Origin of the sequence: Amycolatopsis regifaucium, assembly GCF_001613935.1 — a bacterium.
Lineage (GTDB): Bacteria > Actinomycetota > Actinomycetes > Mycobacteriales > Pseudonocardiaceae > Amycolatopsis > Amycolatopsis regifaucium.
In genome coordinates this window covers 288,432-310,068 of the sequence record NZ_LQCI01000052.1, presented here as the reverse complement: position 1 = coordinate 310,068, position 21,637 = coordinate 288,432, and the positions used below count along the sequence as shown (strand labels likewise).

Here is a 21,637-nt window from a genome sequence, read left to right as displayed (position 1 = left end):
GAAGCGAAAACCATGACGGACAAGCCGATCAAGGGCGGCGTGGCGACCTGGGCCTGCCTTCCCGGGTTCCCGCCCGCGGTGATCTTCCCGTTCACCCCCGGAGAGCGTTTCGGCATCCGGAACCTCTACGAGTTCCAGATGCTGATGTACCGGCCCCTCTACTGGCTCGGCCGCGACGGCGAACCCGCGATCGACTACGACCTCAGCGTGGGCGAAGAGCCGGTGTGGGACGAGACCGGCCGCACCTGCACGGTCCGGATCAAACCGTGGAAATGGTCCAACGGCGAGACGGTCTGCGCGGACAACGTCGTCTTCTGGATGAACATGCTGAAGACGAAGGGGCCGAAGTTCGGCGCCTACAGCGAAGGCTACTTCCCGGACAACCTGGTGTCCTTCGAGAAGGTCGTCGACGACAAGGTGAGCTTCACCTTCGACAAGGCGTACTCGAAGAACTGGGTGCTGCTGAACCAGCTCACCATGATCACGCCGATGCCGAAGGCGTGGGACCGCACCGCGGCCGGACCCGCCGACGCGACCCACGACATCGGCCAAGCGGAAGCGGTGTACGAGTTCCTGATGGCGGAGAACGGCGATCCCGTCGCCGAGGACAACACCCACCGCACCCGGTGGGCGGACAGTCCGGTGTGGAGTGTCGTCAACGGACCGTGGCGGCTGAAGAGCTACACGAAAGAAGGGGTCATCACCTTCGTCCCGAACGAGCACTACAGCGGCCCCAACCCGCCGCACCTGGACGAGTTGCGCCAGGTCTCGACGACGTCGGACGAGCAGCAGTACGAACTGCTGCGGTCGGGCGACGTCCAGGTCGGTTTCCTGCCGCCGGGTAAGGGCGTCCAACCGGACGGCGACCCGACGCGGGGCGGGCCGAACCCGCTCGGCGCCGGATTCCAGCTGGAACCGCAGATCCTGTTCAACATCAACTTCATGGCGGTGAACTTCGGCAACCCCACCGTCGCCGGCCAGCTGCTCCGGCAACCGTACGTGCGGCAGGCACTCCAGAGCTGTTTCGACCAGGAGTACGGCGCCCGCGAGGTCTATCAGGGTTACGGCTGGAGCCAGACCGGGCCGATCCCGGTCCTGCCCAAGAGCGACCTGGTCTCACCGAAGATCACCGAACGCGGCGGGTCCTGGCCGTTCGACCTGGAACGGGCACGTACGCTGCTGGCCGAAAACGGCTGGGACACCGAGGCTTCCCCCGCCGTGTGCGTGCGGCCCGGAACCGGGCCCGGCGCGGCGGGCGAGGGCATCCCTGCCGGAACCGAGCTGAGTTTCTCCTTGCGTTACTGGGAAGGGCGGCCTTCGCTGGCCCGGCTCATGACGCAGTTCCGCGACGACGCGGCCAAGGCCGGGATCGAGATCCGCCTGGAAGAGGTGATGGGTTCGGTCCTGGTGGCGGAGGACGGGCCGGGCGAGAAGCGGCTGTGGGAGCTGTCCTGCTGGGGTGGAGGCTGGGTCTACAACTACCCGACCGGCGAGAACCTCTTCCAGAGCGGGGCCGCCTGCAACTTCAGCAACTACCGCGACGCCAGGGCCGACGAGCTGATCGCGAAGACGGTCACCACCGACGACCTCGAAGCGCTGTACGAGTACCAGGAGTACATCGCCGACCAGGCCCCGGTGATCTTCATGCCGACGTTCCCCCGGCGCCTGTTCGAAGTCGCCGGGAACCTGCGCGGGTTCACCCCGCTCAACCCGTACGGCCTGATCAACCCCGAGAACTGGTACTACGTGGAGGAGGACGAGTCATGACGCGCCCGGTGCTGCTGGTCGGCTTCGTGGCCGCCGCGCTGGGTTCGTCCATCAAGGACTTCCAGCCCGACGGAACGGTCATCTTCGTCGAGGAGCCCGACGTGGTCCGCAAACGCGGCGCGCGGGAGACGGTGGCGGGTTCGGCCCTGGTGCGGGACCTGATCGAGTGGGAGTTCCACCTCCCCGGCAAGGCGGACGAGTTCTACCACGTCCACGACGACCTCGATCCGGCCGCGGTGGTCCCGCTGACCGAGTACGCGACCCCGTTCGCGGCCCGGCTCGCGGAACGGTACGGCCTGCCGGGCGCGGGCTTCGGCGCGGCGCAGATCCTGCGGGACAAGGGGATGCTGCGCCTGGTCAGCCGGGCGGCGGGGGTCGCGAACCCGCCTTCGGCCCAGGTCGGAACCCCGGCGCAGGTCCGCGAGTTCATGGCGCGGCATCCGGGAAAGATCGTGCTGAAGCCCGCGAACCGGCAGGCGTCGGTGGGCACCCAGGTGATCACCGACCCGGCCGAGGTCGAGCAGGCTTGGGCCGACTGTGCCGTGCAGGACGAGGGCGTCTTCGTCCCGGACCGCGCGATGGAACTGAAGATGCTGGCCGAGAGCTTCGTCGACGGCGACGAGTACAGCGTCGAAATGCTGCTGCGGGACGGCGAACCGTTGTTCGCCAACGTCACCGGCAAACGGCTGTTCCCCGGGTCGCGCCCGGTGGAACTCGCGCACATCGTCCCCGCCGACATCCCGGACGAACTGACCGCGCTGCTGACCGAGGAAACCCGGCGGCTCACCGAGGCGACCGGCTTCGGCACCGGCATCGTCCACTGTGAATGGATCGTCTCGAACGGGGTGCCGTATCTGGTCGAATGCGCCGGCCGGTTCGCGGGCGACGGCATCATCGAGCTGATCCAGCGCGCCTACCCGGTGGAGCTGAATCGCGCCTACTTCTCGGTGATGAAGGGTGAACCGGTTGTGGACGCGTTGCCGCGCAAGGCCGAACGCGGTGCCGCGGTGCGGTTCGTGTCCATCGAGCCCGGCTTCATCGAGGACGTGCGCGGTGTCGAGAAGGCGGCACAGGCCGAGGGCGTGTTCCTGTGCGACGTCGGCGTTTCGGCCGGTGACCGGTTCGACGGGCTGCGCAGTTCGTGGGACCGCGTCGGCGATCTGATGGTGACCGCGGCCAGTCCGGCGGAGGCGTCGCGCCTGGCCGAAGAAGCGGTCGCGCTGATCGAGATCGACGTGCGGCCGGACGGCGAGGAGAGGGAGAACGCCGCGCCATGAGCATCGAAACCGTCCAGCCCGCCCTTCCGGACGCCGGTCTCGACGTGATCGTCACCGGGCTCTCGTCCGACGCGCACACCTGGAACCTGGTGTATTTGGAGCTGCTGCTGGAGGAACTGGGGTGCCGGGTGACCAATCTCGGCGCCTGCGTCCCGGACGCGACGATCGTGCGCGAATGCGTCACCCGGCGGCCGGACCTGGTGGTGATCAGCAGTCTGAACGGACACGGCTGCCAAGACGGCGTCCGGCTGATGGACGCCTTCCGCGCGGAGCCGGCGCTGGTCACGACGCCGGTCGTGATCGGCGGGAAGCTCGACGTCACCGGCGGGAGCAACGCCGCCCGGCTGCTGGAGGCAGGCTTCGACGCGGTGTTCGAGGACTCCGGCGGGCTGAGCCCGTTCCGGACGTTCCTGCGGACGCTGTCCGTGCGCGCCCCCGGTGTCCCGCTGGGTGCCGGATGAGCGTGCTCGCCCCGCGACGGGGACTTTCGTTCGGCGCGGTGGTCGAACGCCACCACGCCAGGGGAGACCTGGTCGTCCAGCCCCGGATGGGTTTCGCGGATCCGGGACGGATGACCAGGGGACTGCTGGCGACCAGGGCGGCGCGGGCCGCGACCGTCGGCACCATCACGATCGACAGCTACACCCGGGTCGGCGACAGCGAGGCGGCACGGGCGGCGCTGGCCGCCGGTGCCGACCTCAACGGCTACCCGCTCGCCGACCACGAGCCCGCCACCACGGCGGCGTTGCTCGACGGGGTGCTGTCCGAGGATTTCCCGGTGCAGATCCGGCACGGTTCGGCGGATCCCCGCCGGATCGTGCGGACACTGCTCGACTTCGGGCTGCACGCGACCGAGGGCGGGCCGGTGTCGTACTGCCTGCCCTACAGCCGGATGCCGCTCTCGGCGGCCGTCGACAACTGGCGGCGCTGTTGCGAAACCCTGGCCGAGGCCAGGAGCCCGGAACTGGAGCCGCATCTGGAGACCTTCGGCGGCTGCATGATGGGGCAGCTGTGCCCGCCCGCGCTGCTGGTCGCGCTGAGTGTGCTGGAGGGGATGTTCTTCTGGCGGCACGGCGTGCGCTGCCTTTCCTTCAGCTACGCGCAGCAGACCCACGCCGGGCAGGACGAGGAGGCGATCGCCGCGCTGCACGCCCTGATCAGGGAATACGTACCGCACGCGCGGACGCACGTGGTGGTCTACGGCTACATGGGCGTCTACCCGAGGACTCCCGGCGGCGCGCTGGCGCTGATCGCGGAGTCCGCGCGGCTGGCCGCCCGCACCGGCGCGAGCAGGCTGATCGTGAAGACCACCGCCGAAGCGCACCGGCTGCCGACCGTGGCGGAGAACGTGACCGCCCTCGAACACGCCGCCGACGCCGCGCGGGGCGTCTCCCGGATCGGTCATCTCGGTGACACCGGGATCCACGCGCAGGCGAAAGCGCTGGTGGACAACGTCCTTTCGCTCGACGGCGACCTCGGACGGGCGCTGGTCACCGCGTTCGCGCGGGGACAGCTGGACGTCCCGTTCTGCCTGCACCCGGACAACGCCGGCCGGGCGCGTGGACGGCTGGACGCGGGCGGGCGCCTGGAATGGCAGCGGATCGGCGCGATGCCACTGGGCGATCTCGTCGACCTGCCGTCGGAGCGACGAATGACCTCCAGCGACCTGCTGGACGCGCTCCGGTACGTCGAGCGGTCGTTCGACGAGCGCTACGGGATGCCCGGAATCGACACCGTTCAACTAATTCAGGGGAGTAGGACATGACCGGAACAGCGGACGCGGCATTGCCGCCGGGTACCCGCGAGCATCTCACGTCGCCGGTGACACAGGCGGCGTTGCGCATCCAGAACAGCATCACCGCGGGCACCCGCGAGTATCTCGGCATGAACGGCTTCGTGGAACTGCAGCCGCCGTTGATCGGGCCAGTGACCGACCCGGGTTGCCGCGGCGCCAAACAGGTCGACGTCGACTACTACGGGCACAAGTACAAGATGATGACCAGCGTCATCCTGTACAAACAGGCGTCGCTGCTGGCCTTCGACAAGATCTTCTACGTCGCTCCGAACGTGCGGCTGGAGCCGCTGGAGACCTCGACCACCGGACGGCATCTGGTCGAGTTCACCCAGATCGACGTCGAGGTCGCGCGGGCGAGCCGGGAGGACGTCCTCGATCTCGCGCAGGGACTGCTCCGGCACGTGGTCGCCTACACACTGCGGGAGTCCAAAATGGACCTCGCCGCGCTCGGCCGGGACCAGGACGCGTTCACGCCGCTGCTGGAGGAGGACTTCGAGCGGATGACGCACCGCGAGGCGGTGTCGCGGCTGCGGGGGCTGCTGCACGGGCAGAGCGCCGACGCGGAGATCGACTGGCAGGGCGAGCGGATCATCTCCGAGCAGACGAACCGGCCGTTCTTCATCGTCGACTACCCCAAGGGGTCCCGCGGGTTCACCGACGGCGAGTCGAGCACCGAACCGGGCGTGCTGCGGAACTTCGACCTCATCGCCGCGGACGGGTACGGCGAACTGTGCAGTGGCGGTGAGCGCACGCACGAGTACCGGCGGCTCATCGAGCGGATGCGGGAGACAGGGGAGAACCCGGCGAAGTACCGCTGGTACCTCGACCTCGCGCGCGAGGGACTCCCCCCGAGCGCCGGCTTCGGCATGGGACTGGAGCGGGTGACGCGGTACCTCGCCGGGCTGGACGCGGTCTGGCAGGCCAACGCGTACCCGAAGCTGCCGGGGATCGCGGCGCCGTGATCACCGCACGGCAGCTTCCGGAAGACGCGATCCGCGCGCGGGCGCGGGAAGGCAGCGCGGCGATCTTCCCCGATGTCGGGGGATACGGGCGCACGTTGTTCGGCGCGGACGTCGATTCGGGCACCGACGAACTCGACCGCGCGCGGATCGTGCCGCCGGTGTTCGTCCCGCGGCGCCTGGAGAAGATGTTCGACCTCGCACGGGAACCGGTCTACGGCGATGTCGGGCTGACGACGGTCCTCGGCGGCTTCACGGCGCCGTCGCCGGTCTTCCTGTGCGCGTTCGGGTCAACGCAGGTGGCGGGCAGCGGACTCGGGATCGCCGCGAGCGAGCAGGCGGGCAGACTCGGGATGCCGATGGTGATCGGCGAGAACGTCGTGCCCATGCACGGCTACGGGCGGATGGGCGAAAGCGCGGAAGACGGGCTGCTCGGGCGGATCCGCGCGTACGCCGGCGCGGTGCCGGACGGGCTGGGTGGTGTGGTGGTGCAGCAGAGCACCGAGGACGCCGACGCGGAGGTCTGGAATCTCGTCTACAGCGACCCGTCCGCGACGAAACTGCTGGAGAGCGGGCGTCTGGCGTTCGAACTGAAGGTGGGCCAGGGGGCCAAACCGGGCCTCGGCGGGATGACCGTGCTCTCGCGCACGGCCGCGGGCGAGGTCGCCGAACAGTACACAGTGGACGAAGCGTTCGGCACGGACACCGCGATGGTGCTGCGCTCGAGCAGTCCCGGCACGTTCACCGGGGAGATCCTGCGCCAGCAGATCCACCTGATGCGCAACAACTACCCGCGGGCGCGGGCCTGGGTGAAACTGCATCCAGGCCGGGACGTCGGTGAGGCGGCACAGGTCGCGTGGGCGGCGGGAGCGGACGCGGTCACCGTGGACGGTGCCGAGGGCGGCACCGGCTGGGCGCCGTCGGTGTTCCTCGACCAGGTGGGCCTGCCGCTGGTGGAATGCCTGCGCCGGGTCGGCAAGCACGACGCGTCGCTGCTGGTGTCCGGCCGGATCTGGGAAGGGGCCCGTGCGCTGAAATGCCTGGCGATGGGCGCTTCCGCGGTCGGCCTCGGCCGGGCGGCGCTGCTCGCCGTCGACGAGGACGCGACCGAAGGGCTCGTGCGGCTGGTGCGGTGCCTCGAACTCGAACTGCGGCTGCTCGCCAGCGCCCTCGGGAAGTACGACCTCACCGATCTCACCTCGGACGATCTCTGGTTTCCGGGTGCTCCCGGACCGAAGGAGCAGGACGCATGATCAACTACGACGGGAAACGGTTCCGGAAGGTCAGCGCCGACCCGGACGCGCCGGTGACCCGGTACCGGCAGAAGGACGACCTGGTGTGGGCCGAACTGTCCGGCGGCGGCGTGCGGCTCGGGTCGCTGACCGGGAAGTGCGGCGAGGACGGGACGATCGAGCTGGCCTACACCATGGTGCTGACCGGCGGGCAGGTGATTTCGGGACACAGCACGAACACCCCGGAGTTCCTGCCGGACGGGCGGATCCGGCTCAACGAGGTGTGGGAGCGGTACGGCACTCACGGGTCACGGGGGATCTCGGCGATCGAAGAGGTCGCCGAGTAGGTGCCCCCGCGTCGATGAAGGAATTGGGACACTCAACGTCCCGATTCCTTCATCGGCGGCCTGCACCCTGACGTTCAAGGTAGGAAAGGAGGCCTTCACGGACTTCCCGCACCTGAACAGCGGACCGCGACCGGCGCCGTGTGGGTGGGTGCGGAGTGGGCGGCGCGCCGGATGCCATGAAAGGTCCTTTCCTTGCAAAATTTGCGAGGAAAGGACCTTTCATTGCGAGCGAGACCACTCCGACGCACGCGTCACCGCGGCCCGCGGCGGTCGCCCCTTGGGGCACTCCAAGGCGCATTTGCCGTGAAGGAACCTGCGGATTCGGCGGCGATTCACGCGACCGAAAAGGGCAGTCGACGACGCCGAATGGCTCACGCCGAAAGGCGGGCTTCACCGCGGGTTCTTTTGGAGGTATTCCGCCCAGACCTTCTTCGGCACGCACATTCGCCACGAGTCGACGATCAGCTCTCGTAACTCTTCGTAATCTATCGCGGACAGACGGACGCGAACCCACTGATAGCGCATATCGGACGCGATCGGCATCATGAACTTGTCCGGTTCGCCCGCCACGAGCGCTTCTCGCTCCTCTTTGGGATAGCCGAATCCCAGGACGGTTTCGTCAGGTGAGAGCGAAAGGAACACGATTCGCCCCACGCGGAACTTCACCCGGTCCCGGACCAGCGCTTCATACGCGCGAGGCAGCTCCGAAGCGATCTTTCTGACGTCATCCCCGGTTACCATCTTTCCACCATTCTCCGCTGTCCGTTCCCCAGTCACCCGCCGCGCCCATGGTGATGGCGACGTAAAGATATTCGTCGAGGATCTTCGCGAGTGACACCGGTCTGCCCACCAGGGCAGAAATACCGTCGCCGTTCGAGTCCGCCTCCGCGAGAGTGGCGGCGGCCCACTCGCGGCCGAGGCGCAGGTGCCTGCCGAACGCGGCGCCGTCCCTGGCGCCGTGGAGCGTGCCCGCGATGGCTGCGTCCCACGGCATGATCGTGTTGGGTCGCAACGCATACAGCGCCTTCGCGGCGGCGGTCGGACCGAGGGTGCGCTTCGTCCGTCCCGCTGAGACGACGACACCGGAGAGGTCCGCGTATGCCTTCGCGGCCGTGTCGATGCCCGCATCCGTCAGGTGGACCAGCTCGACGTCCGGCAGGGCCGCGCCCCAGGTTTCCCACCAATCCCGGATCCCGTCGTCGAACGGAGCGGGCTCCCCTTCCCGCGGATAGCGGATACGGCAACCCCACGAGTTCAACCAGCGAAGAAGAATTGTGCGATGTGCGGTCTGTGACAGGTCGATCGCGGAGAGCCCGTTTTGATCGGACACAGCTTCGAGGAGCCGAAGCCAAGAGGTGTCGGCATTCGCGAACCCGTTGAACACTTCGGCGGCGCGTCGGAGTTCTGCGAGAGGCGGGAGGGAGCGGGACATGGCGGAACCCTATCCGGTGCCACCAAGCAGGTGAATTTCCGCGTCCAACTATTGGACTTTGTACATTGAGTCACCTATTTGTATCTGCTGCATGGTTCATTGGTCCTTTAGGGTTGTGGCCAGGAAGGCCACAAGGATGTCGGTTACGCAGCGCGATCGCGTTACCCCATCCAGGGGAGGAGATGGCATGGGCAGACCCGAGCGACCGTTGGACGGCTCCACTGGTCCGATCGCCGCATTCGCTCATGATCTGCGGGTGTTACGGAACCGGGCGGGAAACCCGAGCTACCGGGAACTCGCGAGGACGGCGCTGTTCGCGCCTTCCGTGCTGTCCAGCGCGGCGAGCGGCCACCGGCTGCCCACCCTCGCCGTGACACTGGCGTTCGTCTCCGCGTGCGGGGGCGACCGCGCGGCGTGGGAACGGCGTTGGCGGAGCGTCGCAGGCCAAACGGGAGGCGGTGTCGAAGCGCGGGAGGAGCGCGCGCCCGCACCACCGCCGGCCGAGATTCCGGCGGATGGCGCGCACGCGTCGGCATCCGGCGTCATCCACTTGGCCCGTCCGGCCCAGCTGCCGATGGGATCGAGGACTTTCGTCGGCAGGGAAAGGGATTTGGCCAAGGCCACCCGGATGATCGGGGCGACCGGTCCGGTCAAGGCGCCGCTGGTCGTCAGTGGTCCGATCGGGGTCGGTAAAACGGCCTTCGCCCTGCGGCTGGCCGAAGAGGTCGCCGCCGACTTCCCGGACGGGCGGCTTTACGCCGATCTGAGCAACAGTGGCACCGGCGGCCGGTCGGCCAACGGGATCGTGCGCGGCTTCCTGCGCGCGCTCGGGGTGCCGGCGCATCTCGTGCCCGACGACCCGATGCAGCGCGTCGGCCTGTACCGGTCCCTGCTCGCCGAACGCAGGTTGTTCGTGTTGCTCGCGGGGGTCGGTGACGAAGGTCAGGTGCGGCCGTTGCTGGGCCAGGCCACGCACAGCCAGGTCGTGGTGACCAGCCGCGCCCGGCTGCTCGGGCTGGAGGACACGAACCGGATCGAGCTGGATACGTTCACCCGCGAAGAATCGCTGGCGTTGATCGGGCGGATCGCCGGGGTGGGCCGGGTCCACGCCGAACACGACGCGACCGACGCGATCGCCGACCTGTGCGGCGATCTGCCCTTGGCGATCAACATCGTCGGCCGCAAGATCGCCGCGCGTCCGGAATGGGCGATCGCGTACACGGCGGGCAGGCTCGCGGATCGCGAACGGCTCATGGACAGTCTCTGTGTCGGTGACGTCAACGTCCGGGACCGGTTCACTTCGGCCTACGAACATCTTTCGCCCGCCGGGCGGGAGGCCATCCATCACTTCGGGCAGAGCGGGGCGGGCTGGGCGACGTCGATCGGGGTCGCCGCGGCGATGGGCATCATGATCGAGACCGCGGACGAACTCCTCGAATCCGTGGTGGACGCCGGACTTCTCCAGCGCGCCACTGTGGCCGGCCGCTACGCGGTCTCCCGGTTGGTCAGCGCGTTCGCCGCCGAGCGGCAACGGGAACCGAACCCGCTCGCCGCCGCGGTCCCGATGGTGGGCCGCCGGGCGCGGAAGAACGCGTTCGAGTCGCTGCGACACGAGGCCGTGCGCACCCTGCCGGGCAGCTCGTCGGAAGGTTGATTGTTCTCCCCGCGCGAAGCTTCCGGTCAACGGGCGGCGCGGCTTGAATGAGTCGACGAATGAAGGCGAGCGAAATTCGGTGACACAATGCTGATTCTGTCCATGAAAGAGGGTCACGATGGCGGGATCGTGGCGATCGAGGACGGCAAGCTGCTGTTCGCGCTGGAGTCGGAAAAGGACAACTACCCGCGCTACGACCGGATCACCGGCGAGCTGATGGCGCGAGCGGCGGGGATGCTCGACAGGCAACCCGACGTGGTGGCGCTCGGCGGCTGGGTCAAGGGAGAGTTCTCGGTGGAACCACCGTCCCGCACCGGATACTTCGGTGTCGGCGAGGGCGCGATCTCCGACGAGGCGGGCAAGTTCTTCGGCAAGGACGTGCGCTACTTCTCCTCGACCCACGAGCGCTCGCACATCTACACCTCGTTGGGGATGGCCCCCGCGGCACCCGGCCAGGCGTACTACTCCCTGGTGTGGGAAGGCAACATCGGGGACTTCTACCGGATCGACGAGCGCGGTGAGGCCACTCACCTGCAGCACGTGCTGACCGACCCGGGCGCGAAGTACGCCTACCTCTTCGCGCTGGCGGATCCGGGTTTCCCGCTCGGCAAGGGAAAGTTCCGGTTCAACGACGCCGGCAAGCAGATGGCGCTGACCGGGTTCGCCGAACCCGGCCCGCTCACCCCCGACGAGCAGAAGACCATCGACTTCATCCTCGACCGTGACGGCATCATCCTCGGTCTGTCCAAAGAGGAAATGTCGTGGTCGCATCTGTACAACGCCGGGGTCTGGTCGCAGGAGTACCGCAACGCGGCGGCCAAGCACTCGCAGGCGATCTTCAACCGGTTCCACGACTACGCCGAGAAGAACCTGACCGAAGGCCTGCCGCTGCTGATCTCCGGAGGCTGTGGGCTGAACTGCGACTGGAACCGGTTGTGGCGGGAGAGCGGTCTGTTCTCCTCGGTGTTCGTGCCGCCTTGCCCGAACGACAGCGGTTCCGCGCTGGGCACGGCCATCGACGCGCAGTGGTTCTACACCGGGCAGGCGACCATCGAATGGGACGTCTACGCGGGGGAGAACTTCGTCGAGGACGTCGTCCCGGATCCGGCGAAGTACGAGACGCGGCCGCTCGTGGCGAGCGAGGTCGCGAAATACCTCAAGGACGGCAACATCATCGGCTGGGCGCGCGGCCGGTACGAGATGGGCCCGCGGGCGCTCGGCAACCGGTCGATCCTGGCCGCGCCGTTCACCGTGGACACCACCGTGCGGCTCAACAAGATCAAGCGTCGCGAGGACTACCGCCCGATCGCGCCGATCGCGCTGGAGTCGGACGCGCCGAAGTGGTTCGTCGGTTCGGTGGAGGATCCGTACATGCTGTACTTCAACCACGTCACCTCCGACGAATTGAAGGCCATCACGCACGTCGACGGTACCGCGCGCACCCAGACGGTGACGCGGGAACGCAACGCCGGCATCACGGACCTGCTCGAAGCGTTCCGCGAGCAGACCGGGTTCAGCGTGCTGTGCAACACCTCGCTGAACAACAACGGACGCGGTTTCCTCAACCGCACCAGTGATCTCATCGAGTACGGGGAGACGTACGGCCTCGACGGCTACGTCATCAACGACACGTTCGTGACCCCGCGCGCGTCCTGATCTCTTGCCCGACACCGGGCAAGACCCGGACGCCGCCTCCCCAGTGGCGGCGTCCGGGCATCCCGTCGCGCCCACTCGAACTTTCCACCGAAGGGGAAGGCCATGCGAGTCGTGCTCGCGGGCGGTGGCGTCATCGCGCTGCTGACCGCCGTCGAGTGCGTGTCGGCCGGGCACGAGGTGATCGTCGCCGACCAGGCCGACATCCCGTTCTCCGGCGCCACTTCGTTCGACCGCCACCGCGTGCTGCGTGCGCTGCATCCCGGCGACCTCGCCACGACGACGGCCGCCGTCGGCGCGCATCACGCGTGGATCGAGCTCGAACAGCTGCTGACCACGGCGTTCTACGAGCAGGTCGGCGCGCTCACCGCGCTCGACGCGGACAAGGCGACGGCCGCGCGGGAACTGCTGACCGCGGCCGGTTCGAAGGCCGAAGTGTACGGTGCGGACGAACTCACCGCCGCGTTCCCACACGCCGGGTTCCACCCCGGTACGGGGGCGGTTTTCGAGTCCCATGCCGGAGTCCTGCTCGCCGACCGGGTCCTGGCGGCCTGCGCGGGCTGGCTGCGCCGGCACGCGCACGCCGAACTTCACCCGCATCGCAAGGTGGTCGGTGTCGAAGCCGACCGGGCCGAGGTACGACTGGCCGACGGTGAGGTCATCCGCGGTGACGCCGTCCTGCTCGCGGCCGGTCCGTGGTCGCGTGACCTGCTGGCCCCCGAGCTCTCCAGAGAACTCGTACTGCACCGGCAGACGATGCTCTACTGCGATGTGCCGCCCGCCGAGGCCGCCGCGTGGGCGGCGACCCCGGCGATCACCTCGCTCGGCACTCCCGGCGGCGCGTGGCTGGTCCCGCCGGTCGCCGGGACGCCGTTGAAGCTCAGCGCCGCGAGCGCCTGCCGGATCGTCGACGAGGTCGGCGGTGGCGCCGCGCCGTCGTGGTGGCGTGAGCACCTGATCGACACGTTCGCCGCGCTGATCCCGGGTTTCCGCCGGGACTGGCTGATCGACACCCGGGACTGCCACTACCTCGCCCGGCGTTCCACCCTCGGCCCGATGCTCGCCGTCCTCGGCGACCGGGTCCTGTCCTACGCGGCGTGCGGCGGCTCGTCCTTCAAGTTCGCCCCGCTGATCGCCCGGTCGCTCGCCGCGCGCCTGACCGGCGCGGAACCGGCCCCGACCGGACTCGAACCGCTCGACCGGCCGCTCGTGCGCGCGTCCGGCGTCCACCCATCCCGCCCTGCCCTACGAGGTGTGTCGTGAAACTGCTCGCGCTGGAAGCCAGTCAGAACTCCTACTACTACCTGCCCCGGTACCAGCAGATCGAGGACTTCGGCGGGGTGCTGTACGTGCTCAACGGGATCGGCACGGAAGACCTCTGGCCACGGGAGCGCTACCGGATCGCCGGCAGCAACCACCTCGACGACCTGATCCGGCACGCCAAGGCGTGGCACGCCGAGGAGTCCTTCGACGGGGTGCTCACCTTCTCCGAGTCCGGCGTGGTCCTGGTCGCCGCCGTCGCCGAAGCGCTCGGGCTGCCCGGGATCGGCGTCGACGCGGCGCGCACGAGCCGGAACAAGCTGATCATGCGGCAGGCACACGAGAAGGGTGGCGCCGCGCATCCGGACTTCCGGTTCGTCGAGGACGTCGACGAGGCCCTGCGCGCGGCCGAGGACTTCGGTTACCCGGTGATCCTGAAGCCGACGCTCGGCGCGGCCAGCAACTTCGTCTTCCGTGTCGACGACGAGGAAAAGATGCGGGAGCGCTATGCGCAGGCGCGGGCCGGAATCGACAACATGAGCTGGTACAACATGGAGGCCGAAGGGCTGGACCTCGGGCCGCACGGCCTGCTCGTCGAGTCCTTCTTGGACGGTCACGAGCATCTCATCGAAGCGCTCGCGTGGGACGACGAGGTCTACCTCGGGTCCATTGTGGACAGAGTCACGTCGGAGGGGGAGACCTTCGACGACGACGTGCACCACGCTCCGACGTCGCTGACCCCCGAACAGGTGGCCGAGGTGCACGCCGTGGTGACCGCCGGGGTGCGGGCGCAGGGGCTCACGCGCGGCGCGTTGCACGCAGAGGTCCGGTTCCACCAGGGCAGACCGTATTTGCTGGAGATCGCCGTCCGTCCCGGCGGCGGGGGACTCGACCACATGGCGCGGCTTTCGGCGGGCTACGACCCCATCAAGGGACTCATGGACGTCTCCCGAGGCGTGCGGCCGGATGTCCAGCACTACCACCCGACCGGCGTGCACACCGCCGCGATGTGCCTGATCTGCCCTGGGGGTGTGATCTCCTCGATCGAGGTCCCGCCGGCGGTGAGCGAGTCGGCATCCCTGTACTACCTCAAGATCTTCGCGAAGCCGGGTGATCTGATCAAGCGACCGCCGCTCGGCAACAACATCTTCGGTGGTATCGGCGCGCTCGGCTCTTCCTTCGACGAAGCCATGCGCAACGCGAACGACCTGGCCGGGAAGATCGAGGTCAAGCTGAGCGAAACCCAGAAGTAGCACCGAATCCCGTTCGACGAACCCGCGCCCTCACCCAGGGCGCGGCGGTGGAAGACGCCCAAAACCGCGTGGAGGACAGCGTGTCACGTACAGCCACCCCAAGGCACTACCTGATGGTCAGACCGACGTACTTCGACGTCGAGTACTCGATCAACCCCTGGATGGACCCGAAGAAGCCCACGTACACCGAACTGGCCATCGCTCAGTGGGAGTGGCTGCACGATCTGTACGTCGACCTGGGTCATCGCGTCGACCTGCTCGACCCGCTGCCCGGGCTGCCCGACATGGTGTTCGCGGCCAACGGCGCCACCGTGGTCGACGGGCAGGTGCTCGTCGCGCGATTCCAGCACACGCAGCGCTGTGGCGAGTCCGCGGCGTACCTGGACTGGTTCCGCGCCAACGGATACCGCTACGTGCGGCAGGCGCAGTGGGTCAACGAGGGGGAGGGCGACTACCTCGTCGCCGGGCAGAAGATCCTCGCCGGGACCGGGTTCCGCACGAATCCGGAGGCGCACAACGAATCCCGTGAGTTCTTCGGCCGCCCGGTGATCGGGCTGACGCTGATCGACCCGCGGTACTACCACCTCGACACCGCGCTCGCCGTCCTCGACGACGAGACGGTCATGTACTACCCGGAGGCGTTCTCCGAGGACAGCCTCATGGTGTTGAAGGAGCTGTACCCCGACGCGATCCTGGCCTCCGAACGCGACGCCGCCGTGTTCGGCCTCAACGCCGTGTCCGACGGCAAGCACGTCGTGCTCCCGCCGGCGGCCACCGGGCTTACCGCGCAGCTGCGCGAACGCGGTTTCGAGCCGATCGGCGCGGACCTGTCCGAATTGCTCAAGGCGGGCGGCAGCGTCAAATGCTGCACGCTGGAACTGCGTGCGGGATAAGGGGAACAGATGAAGTCCGCGCAGCCGGAAGCCCGCAGGACGGTCACCGTCCGGCGGGTACTGACGGGCGCCGTGCTGGTCGCGGTCCCGCTCGTGGTCGTGATCGTGGTGCTCGGGCTCGGCTCGGCGTACGACGAGGGCCACGTCGCCGCGACCACGGCCGCGACGGGCGGGTCGGATCCGTATCCGCGCTTGCTCGTCGCGCTTCCGGTGATTCTGGCCGCGTGTCATCTCGCCGGGCTGGCCGCGCGACGGCTCGGCCAGCCCGCGGTCATCGGCGAGATCGTCGCCGGTGTGCTGCTGGGCCCCTCCCTGCTCGGGTTGCTCTGGCCCGCCGGGTTCGCCTGGCTGTTCCCCGGCGATGTGGTCTCCATCATCAACATCCTCGCGCAGCTGGGACTCATTTTCTTCATGTACCTGGTCGGCTCGGAGATCGATCTCGACGCGGTGCGGCGGCGGGGGTTCACCGCGGTGACGGTGAGCCAGGTGAGCATCGCGCTGCCGATGGCTTCGGGCATCGTGCTGGCCTTGGGGTTGTATCCGGTCTTCGGCGGTGACGTGGGATTCCTGAGCTTCGGGTTGTTCATCGCGGTGTCGATGAGCGTGACCGCCTTTCCCGTGCTGGCGAGGATCCTGACCGATCGCGGGATCGCGAAGACCACACTGGGCGCGCTCGCGCTGACCTGCGCGGCCGTCGACGACGTCGCGGCCTGGTGCCTGCTGGCCGTCGTGATCGCGATCAGCCAGGGCGGATCGGGCACCGAGGTCTTCCTCACCATCGCGCTGACCGTGGTCTTCGCCCTGGTGATGGTCTACGTGGTCCGCCCGGTGCTGGCGAAATGGCTGCCGCGGGTCCCCGAAACGGCGGTGCTGGCGATCCTGCTCGCGGGGATCATGCTGTCGGCGCTGGCGACCGAGGAGATCGGCATCCACCCGATCTTCGGCGCGTTCCTGTTCGGCGTGGTCGCGCCGCGCAAGGATCCGGTGGTGAGCCGCGCGGCCGGCAAATTGGGCAGTGTCACGGTGACCCTGTTGCTGCCGCTCTTCTTCGCCTACACCGGTTTGCGCACGCAGTTCGGCCTGCTCGGCGAGGCGAGCCTGTGGGCGTGGTGCGCGCTGATCACGGCGGTGGCGGTGTTCGGCAAATGGGCCGGCAGTACCACCGCCGCTCGGCTGACCGGCGTCGGCTGGCGCGATTCGCTGTCGCTCGGGGCGTTGATGAACTGCCGGGGGCTGACCGAGCTGGTGGTGCTCAACGTCGGTCTCCAGTTGAAGGTGATCAGCCCGACGGTGTTCGCGATGCTCGTGATCATGACGCTGGTCTCGACCGTCGCCACCGCTCCCGCGCTCGCCCTGATCTCCAGGTTCGGGAAGAAGTCCGAAAAGGACGAAGAGAAGTCCGCCGGTCCAGCGGCGGCGGAAAGCAGATAGGACGCCATGACCAGCAAGCAGGAAACCCTAGTCAGCACCTTCGCGGAGGTCGTGCTCGCCGACGAGGTCCGCGAGACCATCGGAAGCGAGCTGCGGACCTTCCCGAATCCCGTCGACGACATCGACCGTTCGCTGGCGATGCTGCGGGTGGTCTTCTCGCGGCTGCCCATCGACCAGTCGCAGACGATCCTGGACTTCGGCAGGCACGTCGACACCCCCGGTGTCGCGCTCGTGCGCAACCTGCCGGTGGATCCGGAACTGCCGGAGACACCGGTCGACGGGGAACCCAGCAAGGACAAGAAGACGTTCGTCGCCGAGACCGTCCTGTTGGGACTGAGTCAGCTGCTCGGCGAGCCTGTCGGGTTCACCACCGAGAAGAGCGGGCGGCTCGTGCACGACGTCGTCCCGGTCTCGGCCGGGGCGCGCAGCCAGACGAATCAGAGCTCGCACGTGTTCCTCAACTTCCACAACGACATCGTGCACGACGACCTCGGCCGGTACGACGTGTCCAATCCGGACTTCCTGGTGCTGAACTGCGTGCGGCAGGACGGGAACAAGGAGGCCGTCACCTACTACGCCGACGGCCGGGACATCTCCGGCGCACTCGACCCCCAGGTGCTCGACGTCCTGCGGCGTCCCCTGTTCCGGCTCAACGCGCCCGGGAGTTACGTGCGCGACGTGGCCAAGGGGGCCGACGTGCTGTCCGACCTCGTGCCGATCATCTCCGGACCGTCGGATTCGCCGGAGGTCGCGGTCTCGGCCAACGGTGTGGTGGGGGAGACCGTCGAGGCGGAGCAGGCGCTGGAGGAACTGCAGCGGGTCTGCCGCGAAGTCGCGCACCAGGTCAAGCTGGAGCCCGGGACGGCGCTGCTGATCAACAACCGGAAGGGGCTGCACGCGCGGTCGCAGTTCTTCGCGCGGCACAACGGGCGGGACCGGTGGCTGCAGCGCACCTACATCCGGCGCAGCCTGTGGACGATCCGGTACCGGGGCACGGCCGAGGACCGGCGGGTGCACTGACGGCCGGTGAGTTCGCGTACCCGCGCCTGACCTGCACGAGGGTGGTGTTCCGCAGGCATCGTCGCCTGCTCTCGCACCTTGATCAACGGAAGATCCGGGACACTCGACGTCCCCGATCTTCCGTTGATCGAGCTCGTGCCCGATCACGACCTGTGGACCGGCAAACCGCACAGGCTTCGCGCCAGTGGGTAGCCGAATACGAGTCCTCAAGGAGTCCTTCACGGACGCGCCCATGTTCAGAACCGCGCCGACACGGGTAACCCCTCCGGGAAGATCCACAACCGACCGGAGGAGCCCCCATGGCCGACAAGTTACGACCGCCGCAGCAACAGGACCCGCCGGGCGTGACGTCGAAAATGGACCCGCATCCCCGTGACTCCATGGAGGATTACGAGGGCCGTGGCCTGTTGGACGGCAAGCGCGCGCTCATCACCGGCGGGGACTCGGGAATCGGCCGGGCGGTCGCGATCGCCTTCGCGAAGGAGGGCGCCGACGTCGCGATCGCCTACCTCAACGAGCACGAAGACGCGAAGTACACTGAGGAGCGCGTACGGGCCGAGGGTCGCGAGTGCCTCCTTCTACCGGGTGACCTGGCCGAGGCGGCGCAGTGCCGCGAGATCGTCGACCGGACCGTGAACGAACTCGGCGGGCTCGACATCCTGGTCAACAACATCGCCACCCAATGGCCGGTCGACTCGCCGGAAGAACTCACCGACGAACAGTGGACTCACACGTTCGAGGTGAACATCCACAGCTACTTCCGGGTGACGAACGCCGCGCTGCCGCATCTGGACAAGGGCTCGGTGATCATCAACACCGGTTCGGTGAACGGCTTGCGAGGTAACAAGTCCCTCATCGACTACTCCGCGACCAAGGGCGCCGTGCACGCCTGGACCTACGCGATGGCGCAGGCACTGGCCGACCGCGGCGTCCGGATCAACTGTGTCGCGCCGGGTCCGGTGTGGACGCCGCTGATCCCGTCGACGTTCCCGCCCGAGAAGGTGGAGAAGTTCGGCCTGCAGGTCCCGTTCGAGCGGGCGGCCCACCCCGACGACCTCGCGCCCTCGTACGTGTTCCTGGCGTCGAACCGGCTCTCGTCGTACTACAGCGGCGAGGTCATCGCGGCACTCGGCGGCGAGACGACACCAGGCTGAGCCGTTCCACCGCCTCGACGACGGCTTCGGGCGGCACGCGGTCCAGGCAGGGATGGCCGGGTACCGGACAGATCCGGGCCCGGCTGTCCCGGCACGCGGCGTGCTGATCGCCCAGCAGCGCGGTCGGCACGCCATAGGGCGCCCAGCGGGCCGCGGGGACGACCGGGGCGAACAGAGACACCACCGGCGTCCCGACTGCGGCGGCGAGGTGGGCGGTGCCGGTGTTGGGCGCGACGACCACATCCGCGCCGGCGAGCACGGCCGCCAGCTCGGGCAGTGAGGTGCGCCCGCCCAGGTCGAGCGCGTCTCCGGCGACTTCCCGGGTGAGGGCGCGTTCCGACGGCGAACCGGTGACGACGACGCGCCGCCCGGCGGCCTGGAGTGCCCGGACGATCGCTGCGGAACGGGCGGCGGAGGGCTGGCGGGCCGGAACCGACGCCGCGGGGTGGACGACGACGTAGCCCTCATCGAGCGCTTCGAACCCGGGCAAGTGGTCAACCGGCGGCAACGGTTCGCGGACGGCGAGACCGCCGTCGTCTTCCGAAGGCAAGGAGAACCCGGCCTGCTGGGCGAGTGACAGCATCCGGACCGGTTCCGGCGGATCACCGGGCACGTGATGCCGCAGGTCCAGCAGGGAACCCGGATAGTCCTCGCAGATCGCGCCGATCCAGGGCACGCCCGCCATCCGCAGCACCAGTGCCAGCGGGAGCGGGGACTGGTGAAACGACGTGAGCACGAGTGCCGCGTCGAGGGACAGTCCGCGCAGCCGCCGGACGAGCTGGTCGATGTCTTCGCCGGTCACCGGCGGGGGTTCGGGGTCGATCCACGGGGCGCACCAGGTCACGACCTCGTCGACACCGGGCAGCAGGTCACCCGCCGCGCGCCCGCGGGGGCCGGTGAGCAGGACGACCCGCTCCGCCCCGGCGGCCACCGCGCGGACGCAGGGACCGGCGAGCAGGACGTCGCCGAGGTTGTCCATCCTCGCGACCAGCACCGTTCCCCTCATCGGGTACCCGCGACGGCCAGGTGGACGGCTTCGGCGAGATCGCGGGCGACGGTCGCGCGGCGGCGGGCGCGGACGACCTCCTCGGGCCGGGTCCGCGCGGTCGGGATGAGGATCCCGCGGGCTCCGGCGGCGAGCGCCGCGTCGACGTCGGCTCCCGTGTCGCCGATGACCACACACCGGCGGACGTCCACACCGAGCGCTTCGGCGGCCTGGCGCACCATTCCGGGCGCCGGTTTCCGGCACGTGCAGCCGTCGCCGTCGTCGTGCACGCAGACCTGCCAGGTGTCGAACGGTCCGAGCGCCTCTTCGACGCGGGCGTTGACCGCGGCCAGCCGTTCCGGCGTGATCAGGCCTTTCGCCACTCCGGACTGGTTGCTGACCACGCCGACGCGGATGCCCGCGCTCCGCACGCTGTGCACCAGTTCCTTGGCGCCGGGCACGGGACGGACGCCTTCGGGATCGTCGAGGTAGGGCACGTCGAAGATGAGGGTGTCGTCCCGGTCGAACAGCACCGCTTGAGGCCGCCGGGACAGGCGATGGCGCAGTTCGCCGCGAAGCCGGTGATAGCAGGCCGCGGGCGGGATGAGCACGCTGGTCACGAGCATGCGCGAAACCTCGCCGGGCGTGAGCGGCCCCGGCGCGATCCGGCGGGCGGCGAACTCGGCGGTCAGCCCCGCCCACACCCCGACCGCCGCGGCGGCTGCCTTACGCCGTCCCGCCGCGAACAGCGCGGCGGCGCCCACCGCGCTCGCCGTGGCCAGCGCGTGCCGGTCGAGCCGCCCGTGGCCCGCGGCGGTCTGCTGACGCCAGAGGACACCGTGCTTGCGCCGCATGAGCGCGTCGTCGGCGTTGCCGCGCTGAGCCCGCAGGCTGGCCAGCGGACCCGACCGCTTGGGCGGATGGGTGGTGACCCGTTCGCCCTTCGCGATGAGGTAGCCCGCCTTGGCGACGTTCAACCCCAGATCCGAGTCCTCGCGGTAGGCGCGGGGGAAGCGTTCGTCGAAGCCGCCGACCTCGGCCAGCACCGTCCGGCGGTAGGCCATGTCGGCGGTGATCCACCTGGCCGTCTCCAGGCCGGCGGTCCCGCGTTCGTCATCGGTCGGACGGCGGTCCGGGGGCAGCGGCACGACGAGCCGGGCCTGGGACGCCGCGGTGTCCGGTCCGAGCGGAAGAAGGTCCTCAGCGAGTTTCCTCGGCCATTCCGAGCTGACCAGTACGTCGTCGTCGAGGAAGGCGATCCACTCCGTCGCCGCGCGTCGCCACCCGGCGTTGCGAGCGGCGGCGGGACCGCGCCCGCCGGTGCGGATCACCTCGACCTCCGGCGTGCACTGAGGCAGCTCGAGGTCGGCACCGCCGGGCCGGTCGTCGGCCACGATGATCCGCGCGGGTCGCGGTTCCCCGGCGGCTTCGATACCGGCCAGGAGCGTCTGGAGATTCTCCCGGCCGGTGGTCGGGATGACGATGGTGTAATCCAGGTGGGTCACTCTCTTCCGATACCCGGGTA

General features: G+C 68.9%; 19 protein-coding genes. 15 read left to right on the top strand and 4 right to left on the bottom strand.

Annotated features, from left to right (window positions below):
- The first annotated feature begins 12 nt into the window (after positions 1-12).
- The 7 genes from AVL48_RS36965 to AVL48_RS36935 are packed head-to-tail and all read left to right on the top strand — an operon-like array spanning position 13 to position 7,377.
- Entirely contained in the window at positions 13-1,767 is a 1,755-nt protein-coding gene (locus tag AVL48_RS36965) for an ABC transporter substrate-binding protein (RefSeq protein ID WP_061980872.1), read from the top strand.
- Complete coding sequence (locus AVL48_RS36960) at positions 1,764-3,044, top strand: ATP-grasp domain-containing protein (protein WP_061980873.1); 1,281 nt, start codon at positions 1,764-1,766, stop codon at positions 3,042-3,044. Before AVL48_RS36965 ends, AVL48_RS36960 begins: the two co-directional genes overlap by 4 nt.
- The gene (locus AVL48_RS36955; protein ID WP_061980874.1) at positions 3,041-3,505 is read left to right on the top strand and encodes a cobalamin B12-binding domain-containing protein; all 465 of its coding nucleotides are present in this window, start codon (positions 3,041-3,043) and stop codon (positions 3,503-3,505) included. The genes AVL48_RS36960 and AVL48_RS36955 overlap by 4 nt, the downstream gene beginning before the upstream one ends.
- Entirely contained in the window at positions 3,502-4,809 is a 1,308-nt protein-coding gene (locus AVL48_RS36950; protein ID WP_061980875.1) for a methylaspartate mutase, read from the top strand. Before AVL48_RS36955 ends, AVL48_RS36950 begins: the two co-directional genes overlap by 4 nt.
- Complete coding sequence (locus AVL48_RS36945; protein WP_061980876.1) at positions 4,806-5,801, top strand: asparagine synthetase A; 996 nt, start codon at positions 4,806-4,808, stop codon at positions 5,799-5,801. The genes AVL48_RS36950 and AVL48_RS36945 overlap by 4 nt, the downstream gene beginning before the upstream one ends.
- A complete protein-coding gene (locus AVL48_RS36940; RefSeq protein WP_061980877.1) occupies positions 5,798-7,051 on the top strand; it encodes a glutamate synthase-related protein in 1,254 nt (417 codons plus the stop codon). The genes AVL48_RS36945 and AVL48_RS36940 overlap by 4 nt, the downstream gene beginning before the upstream one ends.
- The gene (locus AVL48_RS36935; protein WP_061980878.1) at positions 7,048-7,377 is read left to right on the top strand and encodes an avidin-fold protein; all 330 of its coding nucleotides are present in this window, start codon (positions 7,048-7,050) and stop codon (positions 7,375-7,377) included. Before AVL48_RS36940 ends, AVL48_RS36935 begins: the two co-directional genes overlap by 4 nt.
- Before the next feature lie 390 nt (positions 7,378-7,767).
- On the opposite strand, the gene AVL48_RS36930 is transcribed toward AVL48_RS36935, so the two are convergent.
- The gene (locus AVL48_RS36930) at positions 7,768-8,118 is read right to left on the bottom strand and encodes an MmcQ/YjbR family DNA-binding protein (RefSeq protein ID WP_061980879.1); all 351 of its coding nucleotides are present in this window, start codon (positions 8,116-8,118) and stop codon (positions 7,768-7,770) included.
- Positions 8,102-8,635: a hypothetical protein gene (locus AVL48_RS36925; protein ID WP_244162451.1), complete on the bottom strand. Its 534-nt coding sequence runs from the start codon at positions 8,633-8,635 to the stop codon at positions 8,102-8,104. The genes AVL48_RS36930 and AVL48_RS36925 overlap by 17 nt, the downstream gene beginning before the upstream one ends.
- Before the next feature lie 361 nt (positions 8,636-8,996).
- Between AVL48_RS36925 and AVL48_RS36920 the strand changes: the two genes are divergently transcribed.
- The 8 genes from AVL48_RS36920 (at position 8,997) to AVL48_RS36885 (ending at position 19,127) form a co-directional block, all read left to right on the top strand.
- Entirely contained in the window at positions 8,997-10,463 is a 1,467-nt protein-coding gene (locus tag AVL48_RS36920) for an ATP-binding protein (protein WP_061980881.1), read from the top strand.
- A gap of 87 nt (positions 10,464-10,550) precedes the next feature.
- Entirely contained in the window at positions 10,551-12,119 is a 1,569-nt protein-coding gene (locus AVL48_RS36915) for a carbamoyltransferase C-terminal domain-containing protein (RefSeq protein ID WP_061980882.1), read from the top strand.
- Positions 12,120-12,221: 102 nt separating this feature from the next.
- On the top strand, positions 12,222-13,379 hold the full coding sequence (locus AVL48_RS36910; RefSeq protein WP_061980883.1) for an NAD(P)/FAD-dependent oxidoreductase: 1,158 nt from the start codon (positions 12,222-12,224) through the stop codon (positions 13,377-13,379).
- Positions 13,376-14,629: an ATP-grasp domain-containing protein gene (locus AVL48_RS36905; RefSeq protein ID WP_061980884.1), complete on the top strand. Its 1,254-nt coding sequence runs from the start codon at positions 13,376-13,378 to the stop codon at positions 14,627-14,629. Before AVL48_RS36910 ends, AVL48_RS36905 begins: the two co-directional genes overlap by 4 nt.
- 68 nt (positions 14,630-14,697) lie before the next feature.
- Entirely contained in the window at positions 14,698-15,522 is an 825-nt protein-coding gene (gene ddaH / locus AVL48_RS36900; RefSeq protein ID WP_341865673.1) for a dimethylargininase, read from the top strand.
- Positions 15,523-15,531: 9 nt separating this feature from the next.
- On the top strand, positions 15,532-16,953 hold the full coding sequence (locus AVL48_RS36895) for a cation:proton antiporter domain-containing protein (RefSeq protein ID WP_061980885.1): 1,422 nt from the start codon (positions 15,532-15,534) through the stop codon (positions 16,951-16,953).
- Positions 16,954-16,959: 6 nt separating this feature from the next.
- On the top strand, positions 16,960-17,973 hold the full coding sequence (locus tag AVL48_RS36890) for a TauD/TfdA family dioxygenase (protein WP_061980886.1): 1,014 nt from the start codon (positions 16,960-16,962) through the stop codon (positions 17,971-17,973).
- 299 nt (positions 17,974-18,272) lie between these two features.
- Positions 18,273-19,127: an SDR family oxidoreductase gene (locus AVL48_RS36885; RefSeq protein WP_061980887.1), complete on the top strand. Its 855-nt coding sequence runs from the start codon at positions 18,273-18,275 to the stop codon at positions 19,125-19,127.
- Here AVL48_RS36885 and AVL48_RS36880 read toward each other — a convergent pair.
- Complete coding sequence (locus AVL48_RS36880) at positions 19,090-20,133, bottom strand: glycosyltransferase family 9 protein (RefSeq protein WP_061980888.1); 1,044 nt, start codon at positions 20,131-20,133, stop codon at positions 19,090-19,092. The genes AVL48_RS36885 and AVL48_RS36880 overlap by 38 nt on opposite strands.
- Positions 20,130-21,617: an HAD-IIIA family hydrolase gene (locus tag AVL48_RS36875; protein WP_061980889.1), complete on the bottom strand. Its 1,488-nt coding sequence runs from the start codon at positions 21,615-21,617 to the stop codon at positions 20,130-20,132. The genes AVL48_RS36880 and AVL48_RS36875 overlap by 4 nt, the downstream gene beginning before the upstream one ends.
- Between the last annotated feature and the right edge of the window lie 20 nt (positions 21,618-21,637).

What these genes read in the sequence shown, in the direction of transcription:
- AVL48_RS36910 (WP_061980883.1), top strand. Translation starts at nt 12,222, where the DNA reads ATGCGAGTCGTGCTCGCGGGCGGTGGCGTCATCGCGCTGCTGACCGCC.
- AVL48_RS36965 (WP_061980872.1), top strand. Translation starts at nt 13, where the DNA reads ATGACGGACAAGCCGATCAAGGGCGGCGTGGCGACCTGGGCCTGCCTT.
- AVL48_RS36890 (WP_061980886.1), top strand. Translation starts at nt 16,960, where the DNA reads ATGACCAGCAAGCAGGAAACCCTAGTCAGCACCTTCGCGGAGGTCGTG.
- AVL48_RS36955 (WP_061980874.1), top strand. Translation starts at nt 3,041, where the DNA reads ATGAGCATCGAAACCGTCCAGCCCGCCCTTCCGGACGCCGGTCTCGAC.
- AVL48_RS36885 (WP_061980887.1), top strand. Translation starts at nt 18,273, where the DNA reads ATGGCCGACAAGTTACGACCGCCGCAGCAACAGGACCCGCCGGGCGTG.
- AVL48_RS36880 (WP_061980888.1), bottom strand. Translation starts at nt 20,133, where the DNA reads ATGAGGGGAACGGTGCTGGTCGCGAGGATGGACAACCTCGGCGACGTC.
- AVL48_RS36960 (WP_061980873.1), top strand. Translation starts at nt 1,764, where the DNA reads ATGACGCGCCCGGTGCTGCTGGTCGGCTTCGTGGCCGCCGCGCTGGGT.
- AVL48_RS36920 (WP_061980881.1), top strand. Translation starts at nt 8,997, where the DNA reads ATGGGCAGACCCGAGCGACCGTTGGACGGCTCCACTGGTCCGATCGCC.
- AVL48_RS36950 (WP_061980875.1), top strand. Translation starts at nt 3,502, where the DNA reads ATGAGCGTGCTCGCCCCGCGACGGGGACTTTCGTTCGGCGCGGTGGTC.
- AVL48_RS36895 (WP_061980885.1), top strand. Translation starts at nt 15,532, where the DNA reads ATGAAGTCCGCGCAGCCGGAAGCCCGCAGGACGGTCACCGTCCGGCGG.
- AVL48_RS36945 (WP_061980876.1), top strand. Translation starts at nt 4,806, where the DNA reads ATGACCGGAACAGCGGACGCGGCATTGCCGCCGGGTACCCGCGAGCAT.
- AVL48_RS36935 (WP_061980878.1), top strand. Translation starts at nt 7,048, where the DNA reads ATGATCAACTACGACGGGAAACGGTTCCGGAAGGTCAGCGCCGACCCG.
- AVL48_RS36915 (WP_061980882.1), top strand. Translation starts at nt 10,551, where the DNA reads ATGCTGATTCTGTCCATGAAAGAGGGTCACGATGGCGGGATCGTGGCG.
- AVL48_RS36930 (WP_061980879.1), bottom strand. Translation starts at nt 8,118, where the DNA reads ATGGTAACCGGGGATGACGTCAGAAAGATCGCTTCGGAGCTGCCTCGC.